Annotated in this window: 15 protein-coding genes; 5 read left to right on the top strand and 10 right to left on the bottom strand. The window is 38.3% G+C overall.

Features of this window, described 5'->3' with window-relative positions; all coding sequences use genetic code 11:
* Positions 1–92: 92 nt before the first annotated feature.
* From AC4IF5_RS14100 to AC4IF5_RS14090, 3 genes are all read right to left on the bottom strand, one after another.
* Positions 93–584, bottom strand: coding sequence for a hypothetical protein (locus AC4IF5_RS14100; RefSeq protein WP_490735540.1), 492 nt, complete (start codon positions 582–584; stop codon positions 93–95).
* A gap of 82 nt (positions 585–666) precedes the next feature.
* Positions 667–1,947 carry a methionine adenosyltransferase gene (metK, locus tag AC4IF5_RS14095; protein ID WP_490735538.1) on the bottom strand — a complete coding sequence of 427 codons (1,281 nt, stop codon included), beginning with the start codon at positions 1,945–1,947 and terminating at the stop codon, positions 667–669.
* Between the two features lie 233 nt (positions 1,948–2,180).
* Positions 2,181–3,131 (bottom strand): LysR substrate-binding domain-containing protein, encoded by a 951-nt coding sequence (locus tag AC4IF5_RS14090; protein ID WP_065396444.1) that lies wholly within the window; start codon positions 3,129–3,131, stop codon positions 2,181–2,183.
* A gap of 132 nt (positions 3,132–3,263) precedes the next feature.
* On the opposite strand from AC4IF5_RS14090, the gene AC4IF5_RS14085 reads away from it, so the two are divergent.
* The 5 genes from AC4IF5_RS14085 (at position 3,264) to AC4IF5_RS14065 (ending at position 7,575) form a co-directional block, all read left to right on the top strand.
* On the top strand, positions 3,264–4,751 hold the full coding sequence (locus tag AC4IF5_RS14085; protein WP_490735536.1) for a catalase: 1,488 nt from the start codon (positions 3,264–3,266) through the stop codon (positions 4,749–4,751).
* A gap of 105 nt (positions 4,752–4,856) precedes the next feature.
* On the top strand, positions 4,857–5,624 hold the full coding sequence (locus AC4IF5_RS14080) for an enoyl-CoA hydratase/isomerase family protein (RefSeq protein ID WP_490735535.1): 768 nt from the start codon (positions 4,857–4,859) through the stop codon (positions 5,622–5,624).
* A 52-nt stretch (positions 5,625–5,676) separates the two neighbouring features.
* A complete protein-coding gene (locus AC4IF5_RS14075; RefSeq protein ID WP_034692520.1) occupies positions 5,677–6,099 on the top strand; it encodes a deoxycytidylate deaminase in 423 nt (140 codons plus the stop codon).
* A gap of 6 nt (positions 6,100–6,105) precedes the next feature.
* The gene (gene xerD, locus AC4IF5_RS14070; protein ID WP_490735532.1) at positions 6,106–7,020 is read left to right on the top strand and encodes a site-specific tyrosine recombinase XerD; all 915 of its coding nucleotides are present in this window, start codon (positions 6,106–6,108) and stop codon (positions 7,018–7,020) included.
* Positions 7,021–7,062: 42 nt separating this feature from the next.
* A complete protein-coding gene (locus AC4IF5_RS14065; RefSeq protein ID WP_490735530.1) occupies positions 7,063–7,575 on the top strand; it encodes an NUDIX hydrolase in 513 nt (170 codons plus the stop codon).
* A 103-nt stretch (positions 7,576–7,678) separates the two neighbouring features.
* On the opposite strand, the gene AC4IF5_RS14060 is transcribed toward AC4IF5_RS14065, so the two are convergent.
* From AC4IF5_RS14060 to AC4IF5_RS14030, 7 genes are all read right to left on the bottom strand, one after another.
* On the bottom strand, positions 7,679–8,137 hold the full coding sequence (locus tag AC4IF5_RS14060) for a heme-binding domain-containing protein (protein ID WP_490735528.1): 459 nt from the start codon (positions 8,135–8,137) through the stop codon (positions 7,679–7,681).
* 4 nt (positions 8,138–8,141) lie between these two features.
* Entirely contained in the window at positions 8,142–9,917 is a 1,776-nt protein-coding gene (locus tag AC4IF5_RS14055) for an Ig-like domain-containing domain (protein ID WP_490735526.1), read from the bottom strand.
* 25 nt (positions 9,918–9,942) lie between these two features.
* Complete coding sequence (locus tag AC4IF5_RS14050; RefSeq protein WP_490735524.1) at positions 9,943–11,205, bottom strand: serine hydrolase domain-containing protein; 1,263 nt, start codon at positions 11,203–11,205, stop codon at positions 9,943–9,945.
* 306 nt (positions 11,206–11,511) lie between these two features.
* On the bottom strand, positions 11,512–12,441 hold the full coding sequence (locus AC4IF5_RS14045) for a 2-hydroxyacid dehydrogenase (RefSeq protein WP_490735522.1): 930 nt from the start codon (positions 12,439–12,441) through the stop codon (positions 11,512–11,514).
* A 190-nt stretch (positions 12,442–12,631) separates the two neighbouring features.
* Positions 12,632–13,174 carry an acyl-CoA thioesterase gene (locus AC4IF5_RS14040; RefSeq protein ID WP_490735520.1) on the bottom strand — a complete coding sequence of 181 codons (543 nt, stop codon included), beginning with the start codon at positions 13,172–13,174 and terminating at the stop codon, positions 12,632–12,634.
* Positions 13,162–13,914: an HU domain-containing protein gene (locus AC4IF5_RS14035; RefSeq protein WP_490735518.1), complete on the bottom strand. Its 753-nt coding sequence runs from the start codon at positions 13,912–13,914 to the stop codon at positions 13,162–13,164. Before AC4IF5_RS14035 ends, AC4IF5_RS14040 begins: the two co-directional genes overlap by 13 nt.
* A gap of 173 nt (positions 13,915–14,087) precedes the next feature.
* A complete protein-coding gene (locus AC4IF5_RS14030) occupies positions 14,088–16,205 on the bottom strand; it encodes a TonB-dependent receptor (protein WP_490735516.1) in 2,118 nt (705 codons plus the stop codon).
* Positions 16,206–16,460 lie beyond the last annotated feature (255 nt).

Raw genomic sequence — 16,460 nt, 5'->3', positions numbered from 1 at the left:
AGGCGGTACACTTATATTACGATGTAAATATAATAATTTTTTAATAACTGTTAACCTATTATTAAATTTTCACAAGAAAAATTTAAAAAAAATCACTTAAACATATCATGAATAAATACAGTAGGGATATTTAATGTAAAATTAATATTCAATCCCTTCATTTCTTTTCCGTTCAAACGGGTATCTCCGATAGGGAAAGCGTAGCCTCCTGTAAGGTCCAGCATTCCAAAAAGAGTAACCCCTATTTTCGGAGCAATATATTTGTTGGTTCCTTCAGCCCCCGCTATAAAATAATAAGCGTGATAGAAATCCACATTCTTTTCAAAATTGAGCAACACATCCGCCTGCAGCTTCGGCATGATCGCAAACTTTGAGCCTGCAGACCCCATCAAAGCAGATCCTCCCAACCTGTATATCACATCATCATTTTTAAGAAAAAGCAATTTGCCTCCTACTTCTCCAAAACTTTGATTCTGGTAGGTATACCCTACCGTAATCATTTTATGCATCGTATACTGAGCTTTGCCCCATATACTCAGAAAAAACAGGGATAGGACGGTAACAGCAGTTCGAAAATTCATCATCTTTCAATTTATTAAGGTGTAAAATTAAAAAAAACTGCCTTATCAAAAGATAAAGCAGTCCATTTATTCTTTTTAAGAAAAATTAAATTCCGAAAGCGGCTTTAATTTCCTCTACTTTGTCTAATTTCTCCCAGGTGAAAAATTCAAGGCCTGTCAATGTCAGTTCATTTTTATGACCTTTGTTGAATGTTTTATCAGCTACATAATGCTCTTTACCCATATGCCCGTAAGAAGCCGTTTCCTGATAAATAGGATTTCTCAATTTTAAGTTCTGCTCGATCGCATAAGGTCTCAGGTCGAAGATTTCAGAAACTTTTTTGGCAATATCACCATCGTGAAGGTCTACTTTTGCAGTTCCGTACGTATTGATATACAGACCACAAGGTTCAGCGACCCCGATTGCATAAGAAACCTGTACCAAAACTTCATCAGCTACTCCCGCAGCTACCAGGTTTTTGGCAATATGTCTTGTTGCATAAGCAGCACTCCTGTCTACTTTAGAAGGGTCTTTTCCTGAGAAAGCACCACCACCGTGAGCTCCTTTTCCTCCGTAAGTATCAACAATGATCTTTCGGCCTGTAAGACCGGTATCCCCGTGAGGACCTCCGATCACGAATTTACCTGTAGGATTGATATGATATTTGATCTGATCGTTGAATAAGGCTTTGATCTCGTCAGTCTGCTGAGCAACCACTCTTGGAACAAGAATATTTTTGATATCCTCACGGATCTTGATCAACATTTCTTCTTCTGTTCCGAAATCATCATGCTGAGTAGAAACAACGATAGAATCAATTCTGATTGGCTTATGATCATCAGAATATTCAATGGTCACCTGGCTCTTTGCATCAGGACGAAGGTAGGTGATCTCTTTATTTTCCCTTCTGATCGCGGAAAGCTCTTTAAGGATCGTATGGGCAAGGTCTAAAGCAAGAGGCATATAGTTGGCGGTTTCATTGGTAGCATAACCAAACATCATTCCCTGATCTCCGGCTCCCTGCGCATTCGCTCTTGCTTCGAAAGATTCATCATTTACAGCCCTGTCAACTCCCTGGTTGATATCAGGAGACTGCTCATGAATAGCAGAGATCACTCCGCACGAATCTCCGTTGAACATATATTCTCCTTTTGTATACCCTATTCCGTTGATTACTTCTCTGGCAATTGTCTGTACATCAAGATAAGCATCAGACTTCACCTCTCCTGCCAATACAACCTGCCCTGTAGTTACCAGAGTTTCACAAGCTACCTTTGAATTCTTATCGTATGCTAAAAAATGGTCGATTAATGCATCGGAGATCTGATCGGCAATTTTATCCGGATGTCCTTCTGAAACTGATTCAGATGTAAATAAATAAGACATATTATTCTTTGTTTAGATTAAAAAATAGTGTTGAAGAAAAAAATATGAATACATTGCCCAGAAAAAAAGAATACTGTTTTAGCATTTTTTTATAGAGGTTGCAATCAGGTCAAATTTTTCCTCGTGATAAACGTTAGCAAATTTAAGCACTATTTTCGTAATACTCAAAAATTTTGTTTACTAATTATATTTTTCTTTAAATTAATGATTTATATCACTTTAAAGTCATCCGGCTACTGTGGCTTTATGCTTACAAACTCCTTCGGACTTTCGTGATAGTTCAGCTTCAGCTCTAAAGAGTTTTTGATAGAATGTGACAATTCATCAATGATCTTCTGCTTAAAGGTCGGCTTATAATAGATAATACTGATCTCTCTGTAAGGGAAAGGCTTTTTGAATCTGAAAACATTTTTCTTCTGTTCTTCTGAAAGCTGGCTTAATGCAAGTTCCGGAAGGATACTGATTCCCCCTACTTTATCAACCATATGTACCAGCGTCTGAATATTGGAAGCCAGGAAGTCCAAATTTTTAGGCTTCAACGTGTTTTCCTTCAGGTGACAGATATTTTCAAACTGGTTTCTAAGGCAGTTTCCTTCTTCAAGCAACCATACCTTTTCTACGTTCAGTTCTTCAGGAATGATATAGGAATTCTTTTTGTTTGCTTCCGTATTGGAGCTGTAGATCATCAGTTCTTCATTGAACAGGAAATCCTGGTAAAATTCATCAGCCGTATCATAAGGAGTTGAGATAATTCCCGCATCCAGTTCTCCGGCCTTTAAAGCTTTAATAATATTATCCGTTGTCATTTCTTTTACATTCATCTGGATCTTCGGATTTTCCTCAAGGAATTTAAAGATCTCCGTAGGCAGGATGAAAGAAGAAACGGTAGGAATGATTCCAAGGTTGATCGTTCCTCCTAAAATATTATTCAAAAGGTTGGCTTTATTTTTCAGCTCATTGACAGATTCTATAATGACCTTAGCCTGATCGATGATCTGAAGACCAACATCTGTAGTCCGGATCGGGTGAGTCGTTCTGTCGAAAACCTTCACATCCAGTTCATCTTCGAATTTCTGTATCATGGCACTTAACGTAGGTTGGGTAATGAAGCACGCCTGAGCCGCTTTACCAAAATGTTTATACTTATCTACAGCGATAAGATATTCCAGTTGCTGAATGTTCATTTGATTAATATTATCTATTACAAAGATATAACGTTTTTGCTATTAGCAATTAAAAATTCAAGTAAATTTGATATTCATTACCTTTACACTTAGATTAGAAAAACAAAAATATTTATACAAATCATCAATGATATGGATTCTAAAAAATTAACGTTAAGTAACGGCGCACCTTATTTTGAGCATCAGGATTCCCAGACGGTAGGACCAAGAGGCCCGGTATTGCTGCAGGACTTTGTTCTTCAGGAAAATCTTGCACACTTCGTTAGGGAAAGAATTCCTGAAAGGATTGTGCACGCCAAAGGAAGCGGAGCATACGGAACTTTTACCGTAACGCATGATATCAGCCAGTATACAAAGGCAAAGCTGTTTTCAAAAGTGGGAAATTCGTGCAGAATGTTTGCGCGTTTTTCTACAGTGGGAGGAGAAAAAGGAAGTGCAGACACCGCAAGAGATCCGAGAGGTTTTGCCTTAAAATTTTATACTGAAGACGGAAACTGGGATCTTGTTGGAAACAATACACCGGTATTCTTTATTAAGGATGCTAAAAAATTTCCGGATTTTATTCATACTCAGAAAAGAGTTCCTAAAACCAATCTGAAGAGTGCCACCATGATGTGGGATTTCTGGAGCCTGAATCCGGAATCACTCCATCAGGTCCTTATATTAATGTCAGACAGAGGTACACCTTATGGCTACAGACATATGCATGGTTTCGGGTCTCATACTTTCTCTATGATCAATGATAACAATGAAAGGGTATGGGTAAAGTTCCACTTCAAGACAAAACAGGGGGTAAAGAACTTTACGGATGAAGAAGCGGTAAAAATGGCAGGAGAAAACCCTGACTTTGCACAGGAAGATCTTTGCAACGCCATCGAAAACGGAGACTTCCCGAAATGGACGATGTACATCCAGGTGATGACCGAAGAGCAGGCAAAAGATTTCAGATGGAACCCTTTTGATATAACAAAAGTATGGTTCCATGATGACTTCCCGTTGATCGAAGTGGGAGAAATGGAACTGAACGAAGTTCCTGTCAACTATTTTGCCCATGTGGAGCAGTCTACATTCTCACCCAGCAACCTGATCAACGGAATCAGCTTTTCACCGGACAAAATGCTTCAGGGAAGATTATTCTCTTATCCTGATGCCCACCGATACAGGGTAGGAGTCAATTCCCACCAGCTGGAAGTGAACAGATGTCCCTTTGCCGTTAATAATTATCAGAGAGACGGATATATGGCAGACTCAAGCCAATATCAGGATAAGCCGAATTATCACCCGAACAGCTTTGATGACATTAAACCGGATTCATCCTACAAAAACTATGAGTATGAACTAGATAGCGCCCACGTAGCCAACTACAACAGAAATGACAATGACAGTGATCATTACACCCAGCCCGGACTTCTTTATTCAAAAGCGATGAATGCAGAAGACAGAAACAACCTTATTCAAAATATTGTAGGCAGCATGAAGGGCATCAGCGGACCGAAAAAAGACGAAATTATCAACCGACAATTATGTCACTTTTTCCGCGCCAATATTGAGCTTGGCATGAAAGTAGCTTCACAACTAAACGTCAATATCGATGCAAATATGATGAATCATTCCAAATAATCATATTGAACAATAAATTAAAAAAAAGGAAAAAAAAATAATATTTTTTCCTTTTTTTTGTAAAAAATTCATAATTTGCAGGGGATGATATTTTAAAGTGGAAAAATGAGTTACGAGAACATATTGTTAAAAAAGGAAGATAAATTATCTATCATTACCATAAACAGACCTGAGAGTTTAAATGCGCTAAATGCGAAAACAATTCAGGAGATCAGCACCGCGTTGGATGAGCTTAATTCTGACAGCTCCTGTAGAGTTATTATCCTTACAGGAAGTGGAGAAAAGTCCTTTGTAGCAGGAGCTGACATTAAGGAATTCAGTGATTTCGGACAGGAAAAAGCTGAAGAACTTGCCAAAAACGGACAAAACATTTTGTTCAACAAAATTGAAAATATGACCAAACCTGTTATTGCAGCCGTGAACGGTTTTGCTTTAGGAGGAGGTTTAGAGCTTGCCATGGCATGCCATATCAGATATGCATCGGAAAACGCCAGATTAGGGCTTCCGGAAGTAACTTTGGGATTAATTCCAGGATACGGAGGAACGCAAAGGCTTCCAAAGCTTGTCGGAAAAGGTATTGCCAACGAAATGATCTTCTCTGCCAAAATGATCCCTGCCCAAAGAGCAAAAGAGATCGGACTGGTAAATGAAGTATACCCTATTGAAGAATTATTAACCAAAACGAAAGAATTAGCGAGTACTATTGCCCACAATTCACCAATGGCAATATCAAAGGCGATCAACGCCGTTAATTTATCTGACACGGATAAAGGTTTTGAAACTGAGATCAAGTATTTCGGAGAACTTTTTGAAATGGAAGATAAGAAAGAAGGAGTAACCGCTTTCCTTGAGAAAAGAAAGCCCAACTTCTAATCTTTCAAAAAGATTTTAATCCAAATTATTTCGAAAAAACTAATGCTGCGGTATGAATAAGTTTGACAAAGCTTATCTAAAAATGGCTCAGGAATGGGCAAAACTCTCCTACTGTAAGAGAAAACAGGTGGGAGCTCTTATCGTAAAAGATAGGATGATTATTTCAGATGGTTACAACGGAACTCCTTCGGGATTCGAAAACTGCTGTGAAGATGGGGAGGGGAAAACGCACTGGTATGTATTGCATGCGGAAGCCAACGCCATATTGAAACTGGCGGCTTCTACACAGTCTGCAAAAGGCGCAACGTTATATCTGACGCTGTCGCCATGTAAGGAATGCAGTAAGCTGATTCTGCAGGCAGGCATTACAAGGCTGGTGTATATCAATGAGTATTCGGATGACGATGGGATATCGTTCCTGAGAAACCATAATATTGAAATAGAACAAATATCAGACTGTGAACTAAAAAAATAAGCACAAATGACTTGGGATGAAAAGATCAAAGATTTTGAAATATTTCTTCGCTTCGAAAGAAATTTTTCAGAAAACACACTCGACGCCTACGTTCGAGACATTAGAAAACTAAAAGATTACGCAGAAGAGGATCTGGAAAACGTCGGTCCGGATTCTATAGGTTACGAAAACCTGCAGGAATACATTTTCAATCTTTCCAAACAGAAATTCAGTGAGCGATCACAAGCAAGATGGATATCTTCCATCAAAGCCTTCTTTAAATTTCTGCTGGAGGATGAATACCGGGAAGACAATCCTGCAGCCCTACTTGAAGGCCCTAAACTGGGATTATACTTACCCGATACCTTAAGCCTTCCTGATATCAACAAGATTATTGCTGCCATTGAGGTCAATACGGATCTCGGAAAAAGAAACCAGTGTATCATTGAAGTACTCTATGGTTGCGGACTCCGTGTGTCTGAACTGATCGACCTGAAGATATCCAATATCAATTTCAAGGAGCAATACATCAAGGTACACGGAAAAGGAAACAAAACCCGTTTTGTTCCTTTGGCTGACTATACCGCTGAACTTTTAGAAAGCTATATTAAAGAAGTACGCTCTAAAGGTAAGATCAATAAGAAATATGAAGATACTCTGTTTTTGAACAGCCGTGGAACTTCCATGTCCAGGGTAATCGTATTTCTTATCATCAAGGAGCTTACAGACAAAGCAGGAGTCAATAAGAAGATATCTCCACATACATTCAGACATTCTTTTGCTACGCATTTGCTGCAGAATGGGGCTGATCTCCGTTATATTCAGGAAATGCTGGGACATTCCAGCATCACAACAACGGAAATCTATACCCATCTGAAAACAGAAGAATTGCGGGATGTTATTTTGAGCTATCACCCTAGAAACATTAATATTGCTCAATAAAAGTAAGTTCCATCTGACCTTTGAAAAAATAATGACAAACAGATGAAGTTGTTGAAATATTGCCCAAGCTGCGGCAAAGAGTCTTTGCATTGGGACGGCGAAAAGAAATGGAGCTGTCCCGAATGTGGTTTTACCCTGTATAATAATGTGGCAGGTGCAGTAGCGGTTGTCATCAGATGTGGTGATGAAATTTATCTTACCAGAAGAAACAGAGATCCTAAAAAGGGAAAACTGGATCTGGCGGGAGGATTTGTCGACCCCAAAGAAAGTGCGGAGGAAACCTGCAAAAGAGAACTTTTTGAAGAGTTACAGCTTGACATTGATATTTCAAACCTGAAATACCTTACAAGTCTTCCCAATATCTATCAGTACAAAGAAATCGATTACAACACTATTGATCTCTTTTACGAGTACACCGTTGCGGAAAAGTTTGAGGTAAATCTTGAACTTTCAGAGATCTCAGAGGCGGTATGGATCCCTTTACAGGAGCTCAATCTTAATGATATCGCTTTTGATTCTCAAAAGAGATTCTTTGAGAGCTATTTAAAGAAATAATTTTTGTATTATATACTCTCGCAGATTTTGCAGATCCGGCAGATAATTGTGTTTAGCAATCTGCTTAATTTGCGAAATCTGCGGGAGTTTTTTATTTTAAAAATCAATAAGTTTTTGCTTTCAGCATCTCTTCAAAATACTGAATCAGCAGAGATCTTTCTGCTTCTGAAAGATTAGCCTCCTTGTGGTAAACAATATATCCCGGCATCGGCATTGTCTTATTCTGAAGGGTCTGGATAGATTTAGTAAGCATATTCTCTTTCAAATCTTTGTTATAAGTTCCCCAAACAGAAAAATTGAGATGCTCCCTGCCTTCATTTACATGGCTTTTTACAGACCATGAAACCGGTGCTATAAAAGCGTATTTCGGGTAGACTGTTTCATTGGAATGACAGTCATAGCAAGCGTTCTTAAGCATGGTTCTGACCTTTTCCGGGGCTTTCCTCGAGTCAACAAAATTTACGGCTGAATCAACCGGTTTATTAACCCTGTCAATAGGTACGAACTGAATCAGGGCAAAAGCTACAAAGACCCAGAATACTATTTTTTTCACCGTCTTCATAAATCTATTTCACAGGAGTTATAACTGCCGTATTGGATTTTATTTCTTTTTGGAGATCTTGCTTCACTGTTTCTGACTCTTCAGGAACTGCAGGAGTAGCAGGTACTGCAGCAGGAACAGTTCCTTTAGGGTTATCAAGTGTCCTGGTATCCTTCAGATCCCATTCTTCTTTGGTTTCCCATAAGCCTCTGACGATAGCTTTTTTATAGAAAACAAACGCATCCTCAGCAAAAGTTTCGCTGGCGAAATCCGCTTCATCCCAATATTTATTTTCATTATTATCAACCAATATCCTTACAATATATTCACTTGGCTTCAGAATATCAAACTTTATATGGTTCCCTTTGGTATATTTCTGATATACTACTTTCTCGGAACCATCCAGCAGCTGAATCCAGTAGCTTGAGGCCGGAGCATTCTGAAGTGTGAATTCAAGGCTTCCAAACTCATCTATTTTGGCAATATCAAAGTCGAAACGTTTGGACTGTACGTTTTTAGTATAGAATGAGGATACCGTTTCCTTAGGAATGGTAAGCTGATAATCCTTCCCACTGATAAAATCAGACTGGATCAGGATCTGATAAGGATTGGTGTCTGAAATTCTGGCTTTAAACGGTATTGTATTCAAACTGTCTCCCTTAATGTTCAACGTCCATTTTGCAGGATCAATTTTATCGATGATATAGCTTGATACAATTTTAAAATCTGTATTTGGAGGCAACGAACCTCCACCATTGTCACTGTCAAGGTCCATTACATTTTTCTTGTTGTATTTATAAAATAAAGAAACACTGTAAGCGCTGTCTTTCTTCGCTCCTATATTGTGGCTAAATACAAGCTTCTCATTCGCAGTCTGCCCCACATCATTTTTCACGGCATCAAACCAGATTCTGACAGAGTCTGATTTTGGATTATGGGTAACTTTTATATCCTTCAGCTTTTCGTTTAACGACTGAACTTTAACTTCATCCGGATGTCCTTCAAACAGCATCAAAACACCGCCTGCTACTTCTTTCATCTCAGAATACTTCAGAGGCTTTTTGGATGGATATACTTTTAAATTCAATCCTGAAATAGATTTTTCAATATCTATAGCCTCCTTCTGAAATCCTATCTTCTCTTTTCCGGGATCGTAGACCGAATTCCCGTTATCATCATCAAAAGCAATGATCTTATATTTTCCGGGTGACAAATAATTCAGTTCATAATATCCATCTTCATCAACTTTAGTGATATAATAGGGTTTTTGTCTGTAATTCATGGTATCCTTTACCTGATACAACCCAACAACCAATTTATTTTCATTATTTCCTTCCTTCTTTTTAATCTGCAAAGCATCCTGAACTTCACCACTGACATACAGGTCATCCAGCTTATCTCCTGTAGAAAAAGCAAAATTGAAGTAACGAAGTATGTTCGATTCATTATTATCCACAATTGAATTTCCGAAGTTGAAATTATAGGTTGTATTCGCCTGCAACGTATCTGCCCATTGAATAAGGACAAATTTATTGGCAATGTTCGACGGAAGAATACGCTTTATATTCTTGATCGGTGGTGAAATAATAAGGTTCTTATTGATATCCTTTAATGTGACATATTCATCAAAATCCAGACGGAGCTCGTGGATATCTCTTTTGACATTGACCCTGGTCGTATCAATATTTGAACTTAAAAACTTTGGTGCTAAAGTATCTTTAGGGCCTCCTACAGGAGATCCTACTCTTGCGCATGAATGTACAAGAAAACAGATAACGAATAATAAAAGAAACCTTTTCATGAAAATGTTTAAGCAAAAGTAAACATTATTCTCCAAAAACTTCCTGTCCGGAATTCAAAGTATCTTTATTGTCATTCATGACGGTATGAAGCTTATCCTTTTGTAAAGGAAAATCCTCAAATAAGCCAGACAATGCCAACGCTGTGTATACGTTGTTTGAATATTTATTCCCAATAGCAACAATCGTCACTTTAGATTTCAGCAGATGGGCAAATACAGAATTGGTACCATGCCACCATCCGTTATGATAAGTCAGTTTTTCACCATTGTCAAATATTTTCATCCTGAATCCTAAGCCATAATTGTTCATCCCGGCTTTTTCGTTACTGTAAGGTGTAAAAACCATCTGCATCAGCTCAGGTTTAAGGAAATTCTTAGAAAACATCGCTTTAGAAAAGTTGTATAAATCTCTTGGCGTCGTATATACATTTTTATCACCATAGATCAGATCCAGTCTGTCCAGCGGATACAGCTTATTTCCGCCATAATAGAAAGACTGTGATGCAGTCGGAATGTCTTTTTCCTGGAAAATATATGAATGGGTCATTTTCAGCGGAGTGAAGACCATTTCTTTCATAGCCTGCGGAAAAGGAGTTTTTGTGACATTCTCGATCAGCAATGCCAATAAAGCAAAGTTTGTGTTGCAATACATGAAGCCTGTATCCGTATCTCTTGCCAGATCCGGCTTATACTTAATGATCATGTTCAAAACATCCTGATTGGTTATGAAAGGTTTTGAAAGCTCTGCCGGTGCAGGCTGTATCTTTGTAATGAAATATTCATATTTCGGCAGTCCGCTTCTTTGATCCAATAAAGTCTGAACGGTAACATCAGGATAAGGAAATCCCGGGAAATATTGTGTAAGATGATCAGACAGCTTTATTTTTCCGGCTTCCACCAGCTTCATCATTGCCATTGCCGTAAGTGTTTTTGAAACGGAAGCTACATGTAACGGGGTATTTTTATCGATCGGCATTTGATTTCCCTCTCTTCCGAACCCCCTGTAATTTTCATATAAAATTTCATCTCCTTTAGCAACAAGAATTCCACCGCTAAGATCGCCTCCGTCCCAGATCCTTTTATAATACTGATCTATATAATTTACCGTAGCCTGCTTATCTAAAAGCTGACCGTCAGCTTTAGTGAAAACATTCCCCAGATCTACATTTCCATAATTGGGAAGATTAGTCGTGTTTTCAGCTGAAACCGCTTTGGCCTCAGACTTTTTTTTACAGGATAACAGGGATAACAGAATAGTTAAAACAAGTACTAAATTACGCATCTTCATGAGATTCAAAAATGAGCGGCAATTTAATAAAACTCAAAAATAAATGATAAATATGAGAGGGACATTATGAATTATTTAACATACATGGGGTGAAAGGGTGAAAGGGCGAAATCGCAGAAAGGTAAAAAGGCAAAGGAAGCTGAGAGGACGATGATGCAAATAAGGCTAATTGTGATTATTTTTATAACTACTGAAGAGAGAACAAAAAACGTAAAGAAACAGAGAGCCGGGAAACTCATTAAACGACTGAATAAGCAAGTTTGCCTTTTTTGCAGTTCTGCCTTTTACCTTCTCAGCTTTCTTTACCTAGCAATATGATGCTACAATCTTATCCACAATAAACTGCGCCAGTTTTTCCTTACTCTGGTGTGTCCATCCTGCAATATGTGGAGTAACAATTGCTTTTTCAGATTCTAAAAGGTATTTCAGATCTTCATTTTCGGATTCTATATTTTCAAAAGAGGATTTTTCGTATTCCAATACATCCAGGCAGGCTCCTTTTACCTTTCCTGACTTCACCGATTCTACTAAATCTTTAGTTTTTACATTTTTCCCTCTTGCTGTATTCACAAAATAGAAATCATGCTTCATGTCTGCAATGAATGCTTCATCAATAAGGTAATGCGTTTCTGATGTCAAGGGAATATGCAGGCTTAAGACCTCCGCAGACTGCTTCAATTCCTCCAAAGTAACCTGTGTAGCGAATTCATCAGAAAGTCCGGGAATAATATCATGGAAAATCACTTTACATCCAAATCCTGAAAGCCTCTTAGCGGTAGCTTTTCCCATATTTCCATAGCCTATAAGTCCAACCGTTTTTCCCAATAATTCATCTCCCCTGTTTTCCTCACGTTTCCATATTCCGTTTTTCACTTCCTGAGAAGCAATAAAAAGTCTGTTCATCAGCACCAGCAACATTCCTACAACATGTTCCGCCACAGAATCCCTGTTTCCTTCAGGAGAGTTGATCAGCTGAATTCCCAGCTTTTCAGCAACAGGAATATCTATATTTTCCATACCTGCCCCTACTCTTGCAATAAATTTCAGGTTCTTTCCTTTTTCAAGAAAGTTTTTATCCAAAGGAATCCGGCTTCTGATGATAACTCCGTCGTAGTTATGGATTTTATCACAAACCTCATCATATGAAGAGCTGAAGTCTTCTTCCAAAATAAAATTTTTTTCCAAAAGCTGCCTGGTAATAAGAGGGTGGTTTTTATCTAAAAGGAGGATTTTCATTGTACTATAAAATTTAGGAATTAAGAAGTTCAGAGATTTAGAAATTAGTAATCGTTTGTTTCTGAATGTTAATTATTTTTTCAACGCAAATATTGCCAGTTTCAGAAAAAAGCAAAAATGCTTTTAAGCTCGCAAAGGCATTGGCACTCAGCAAAGTTTAAAAGCACTTGTTTTTTATAAAATATTGTATTTATTTTTTGTCTTTCTTAGGCTCCTGCGGTTCCTGGAAAAGCTTCTTAAGCTCTACGGATTCCAAAGGTTTCATTCTGCCGGAAAGGATCAGTGAAAGTTCTTTTCTGCGGAATGCAGCTGCATATCTTTCTTTTTCTTCCTCAGTTTCCGGAACCATTTCAGGAATAGGGATCGGACGGTTGAATTCATCTACTGCAACAAAAGTATAAATACCCGCATTGGTATGAATCTTCTTCTGATTGATCGGATCATCCAGCCATACATCCACATATACTTCCATAGAAGTTGAGAATGCTCTGGAAACTTTGGACTCCAGTACCACTACACCTCCTTCCGGAATCGGATGATTGAAGGAAACGTGATTTACAGAAGCGGTTACCACTCTTCTTTCACAATGTCTTGCTGCGGAAATAGACGCGCATCGGTCCATTTTTGCTAAAAGTTCACCGCCAAAAAGATTTCTTAAAGAATTGGTTTCGTTCGGAAGAACGATATTGGTCATAATGGTCAGGGATTCTGACGCTTTTTTTATTTTTGCCATTGAGTCTTAGTGTTGATTGGAGCAGCCGGAGTGGTTTTTATATCTTTTCCGGCAGGTTTTACTAATGAATCTTTTTTCAAGGAATCTGAAACGGTTTTTGCCGGATCATGTACCATTATTTTTATGGTATCTTTTACGATTCTGTGGGTGGAGGTCTGTACAGAAACCTTATTAAAAGATTTCTTTCCGAAAAGAAGCTCCTGTTGGGTAAAAGCAAGGTATATAATTCCCAGAACCGGAATAAGCAGCAGGAAAATCCAGAGAATTATTTTATTGAACTTATAATCCTTTTCACGGCTTTCAGTCGTATTCACTTTTTCCCCGTTATTGATGTCCGAAAACCGGATCTCTTCCAGACCATAAAAGTCAGGACGTCCCGCTTCTATTCTCTTTCCTTTAAAATGGGTATTCCCTTCTTCAATAAAAACCGTTCCAAGGTTCTGAATTTCGAGGGTCTGTTCTGCCTGGAGCTTTTTCTTCCAAAAATCAGTCTGAATCTTCAGATCACTTCTTGAAGCCTCTAAAGACATCTGTTTCTGACCGGCGATAAAAGCAGTAAGTTCTTCAGCCTGCACTTCATAATCGATCGTAAATTCGATCTGGCTGGCCGGAGGCAGAATGCTTCCGTTTTCAGAATTGATAATTGCCTTAGAATTTTTCAGAGAAAACACACCAAAGCCTGGAACCGTGACAGTTCCAAATTGTTTTAAGTATTCTAAAATGTATGCTGAAATATTCATTTGGCAGCAAATTTATAACTTTTTCATGACTTTTGGAGATTAATTGGAAAACAGCTTTTGATTGCGAAAACGCAAAAGAGCAAAAAGGCAAAAGATAAAACTGCTTATATATGCATATTACGATATTTTCTCAGCTTTCTTTGCCTCTTTGCCCTTCTACTCTTTTTACCATTCTATTGAATCTTCCAGCTTATCCCAAACATGAAATTGGTTCCTGCCTGTGAAAAGTAATAAGGCTGACCTTCATAAACAGCTCCATTGTTCACGTATTTTTTATTGAAAAGGTTGTTCACCAATAATTTTAACGCAATATCATTATTGGCTATTTTAAACTGATACTGCGCATTAAAATCTGTCAGGAAATAATCTTTAAGCTGCAGATTTTTATCTTCCGTATTGTCAAGATACTGTTTGCCAACATATTGGTTCATTACACCCAGCTGGAAATTTTTGGTCGGATTGAATTTCAATCCTAAATTGGCAATTACGTTCGGAGAAAATGAGATTTGGGTATTTCCCAAACTTTTAGGCAATCCTCCATCCTGAATATTAAAATCCTGATTTCTGTTCTGGCTCAAACTTACATTTCCGGAAACCTCCCATTGTTTTGACAGCTTTGCCAATGCTCCAATTTCAACTCCTCTTCTGTAGCTTTTTCCGGAGTTTGTTCTGATAAATGCCCCTACATTATTAAGAGAGCCGTTCAAAACCAGCTGATTGACATAGTACATATAATAAACATTCGCTGTTACAGATACAAAACCAAACTGTTTTTCCAAACCGGCTTCAAAATCATGAAGCTTTTCTGGCTTAACGTCATTGTTGGCCATTAAATCATCCCTGTTCGGTTCACGATGGGCATGAGCATAAGATAAAAACACCTTACCACCGGCTATTCTGTAGTTCACACCGGCTTTCGGATTAAAGAACAGCCAGTTTTTATCAAGATCGGCACCTTCCTTATCGCCAGCCTGTAAAATTTTGGTATTGTAATTAATATTTCTAAGCTGTAAGTCACCAAAAAATTCAAAATCATCCATTCTGAATAAAGCCTTTGCAAAACCGGAAACTTCATTCTTCACAGAACGGTTTCTGTAATACTCACTTTCATTGATCTGAGGATAGAACACTCCGGTAACATTTCCATAATGTCTTCCATAGTATTGATTGACCACTGCCCCGAAATTCAGATCCAGATTTTCAAACTTTCCGTACAGCGTGGAAACCATTCCGTAGAAATCATTATTCAGCCATTTTTTTCTAATAAAATCTGAATATTCAATAGTTTGTCCTCCTTCAATGATATTAGGCAGATTATATCTTGAGAAGGCATTTCCCTGTTTATAGTTTTCGTAATATCCTTTACCTTTTGTGTAGTGAAAAGTCGTTTCAAGATTCCACCGGTCACTGAACTTTTGCTCCCAAAGCAACTGATAATGGCTCTGCCTGTAGTTGTCTGTTTCATTATCGTAGAACCCTACAATATTCTCCCAATTGGCATCATAGATCGCTCCTGAACCGTTAAACTTAGGATCTGTCTCCCATTTTTCCCTGGTGATTCCTCCCCAGGCCTGATAAGTTTTTTCCTTACCTCCAAAAGCCATTAGCCTTAACTTTGTTTTTCCTTCCTCAAACAAGGCTGTAAAGTTATAGGAATGCAAATCTGATGAAGCCCTGTCAATATACCCGTCAGAATGAATGTGGGTATATCTTCCCATTACGGAAAGGCGATTCTTCCAGAATTTACCGGACCCTGCTTCAGCTGAATATTTATAGGTATTAAAAGAGCCGTAGCTATCATCAGTCTTAAAGAAAAACTTCTCTTCCGGTTCTCTTGAGATCACGTTGATACTTGCGCCAAAAGCTGAAACACCATTATTGGAAGTACCTACCCCTCTCTGAATAACAATCTGTGACGCGGAACTCGTTAAATCCGGAACATTTACAAAAAATGTCCCCTGGCTTTCAGAATCATTATACGGAACACCGTTCATCATGACATTAATGGCAGATCCGGAAACTCCACGAATTCTAAAGCCTGTATATCCTACCCCATTTCCTGCATCTGAAGTCGAAATAATGGAAGTTTGGTTTTTCAGAAGGATCGGAAGATCCTGTCCCAGATTTTTCCCATCCAAATCTTTCTGAACATTAATAATTTCCTTGGCAACAGGAAGTCTTTTGGTAAAGTTGACCGCTTCAATCTCCCTGATCTTCAGGGAATCTGTATTTTGAGCCTGTATAAAGGCCACAGAGCCTACACTAAGCCCTAAAAAAAATAATCCTTTCATTCTATAAATCTTTGACATTTAATGAATAAAAGGGGATCGATAAGATATTATACAGTTCCGGCTCTCATGGAGCAGACGTCCCTAAACAGCATTACCTGTTCCAGGTTCATTGGGTATAATCTCAGCCTGTAAAAGCACCCCTTTATTTCAGCCGCAAAAGTACAAAAAATATGTGAGATATAGGTACAGTGTCGGGAGCCAAGGTTCGGGCTATTGGGATGAAATTACGAACCGTATGCGAATCAACTCACAATT

This window comes from Chryseobacterium sp. UF-290 (genome assembly GCF_058245615.1).
The sequence above is the reverse complement of the archived record's forward strand: the minus strand, read 5'-3'. Positions and strand labels throughout refer to the sequence as shown.

Bases quoted from the DNA above. Each gene is read 5' to 3' on its own strand.
- AC4IF5_RS14060 (WP_490735528.1), bottom strand. From the start codon at position 8,137: ATGAAGACGGTGAAAAAAATAGTATTCTGGGTCTTTGTAGCTTTTGCC.
- AC4IF5_RS14035 (WP_490735518.1), bottom strand. From the start codon at position 13,914: ATGAATATTTCAGCATACATTTTAGAATACTTAAAACAATTTGGAACT.
- xerD (WP_490735532.1), top strand. From the start codon at position 6,106: ATGACTTGGGATGAAAAGATCAAAGATTTTGAAATATTTCTTCGCTTC.
- AC4IF5_RS14045 (WP_490735522.1), bottom strand. From the start codon at position 12,441: ATGAAAATCCTCCTTTTAGATAAAAACCACCCTCTTATTACCAGGCAG.
- AC4IF5_RS14030 (WP_490735516.1), bottom strand. From the start codon at position 16,205: ATGAAAGGATTATTTTTTTTAGGGCTTAGTGTAGGCTCTGTGGCCTTT.
- AC4IF5_RS14050 (WP_490735524.1), bottom strand. From the start codon at position 11,205: ATGAAGATGCGTAATTTAGTACTTGTTTTAACTATTCTGTTATCCCTG.
- AC4IF5_RS14065 (WP_490735530.1), top strand. From the start codon at position 7,063: ATGAAGTTGTTGAAATATTGCCCAAGCTGCGGCAAAGAGTCTTTGCAT.
- AC4IF5_RS14080 (WP_490735535.1), top strand. From the start codon at position 4,857: ATGAGTTACGAGAACATATTGTTAAAAAAGGAAGATAAATTATCTATC.
- AC4IF5_RS14100 (WP_490735540.1), bottom strand. From the start codon at position 584: ATGATGAATTTTCGAACTGCTGTTACCGTCCTATCCCTGTTTTTTCTG.
- AC4IF5_RS14040 (WP_490735520.1), bottom strand. From the start codon at position 13,174: ATGGCAAAAATAAAAAAAGCGTCAGAATCCCTGACCATTATGACCAAT.
- AC4IF5_RS14090 (WP_065396444.1), bottom strand. From the start codon at position 3,131: ATGAACATTCAGCAACTGGAATATCTTATCGCTGTAGATAAGTATAAA.
- AC4IF5_RS14085 (WP_490735536.1), top strand. From the start codon at position 3,264: ATGGATTCTAAAAAATTAACGTTAAGTAACGGCGCACCTTATTTTGAG.
- AC4IF5_RS14055 (WP_490735526.1), bottom strand. From the start codon at position 9,917: ATGAAAAGGTTTCTTTTATTATTCGTTATCTGTTTTCTTGTACATTCA.
- metK (WP_490735538.1), bottom strand. From the start codon at position 1,947: ATGTCTTATTTATTTACATCTGAATCAGTTTCAGAAGGACATCCGGAT.
- AC4IF5_RS14075 (WP_034692520.1), top strand. From the start codon at position 5,677: ATGAATAAGTTTGACAAAGCTTATCTAAAAATGGCTCAGGAATGGGCA.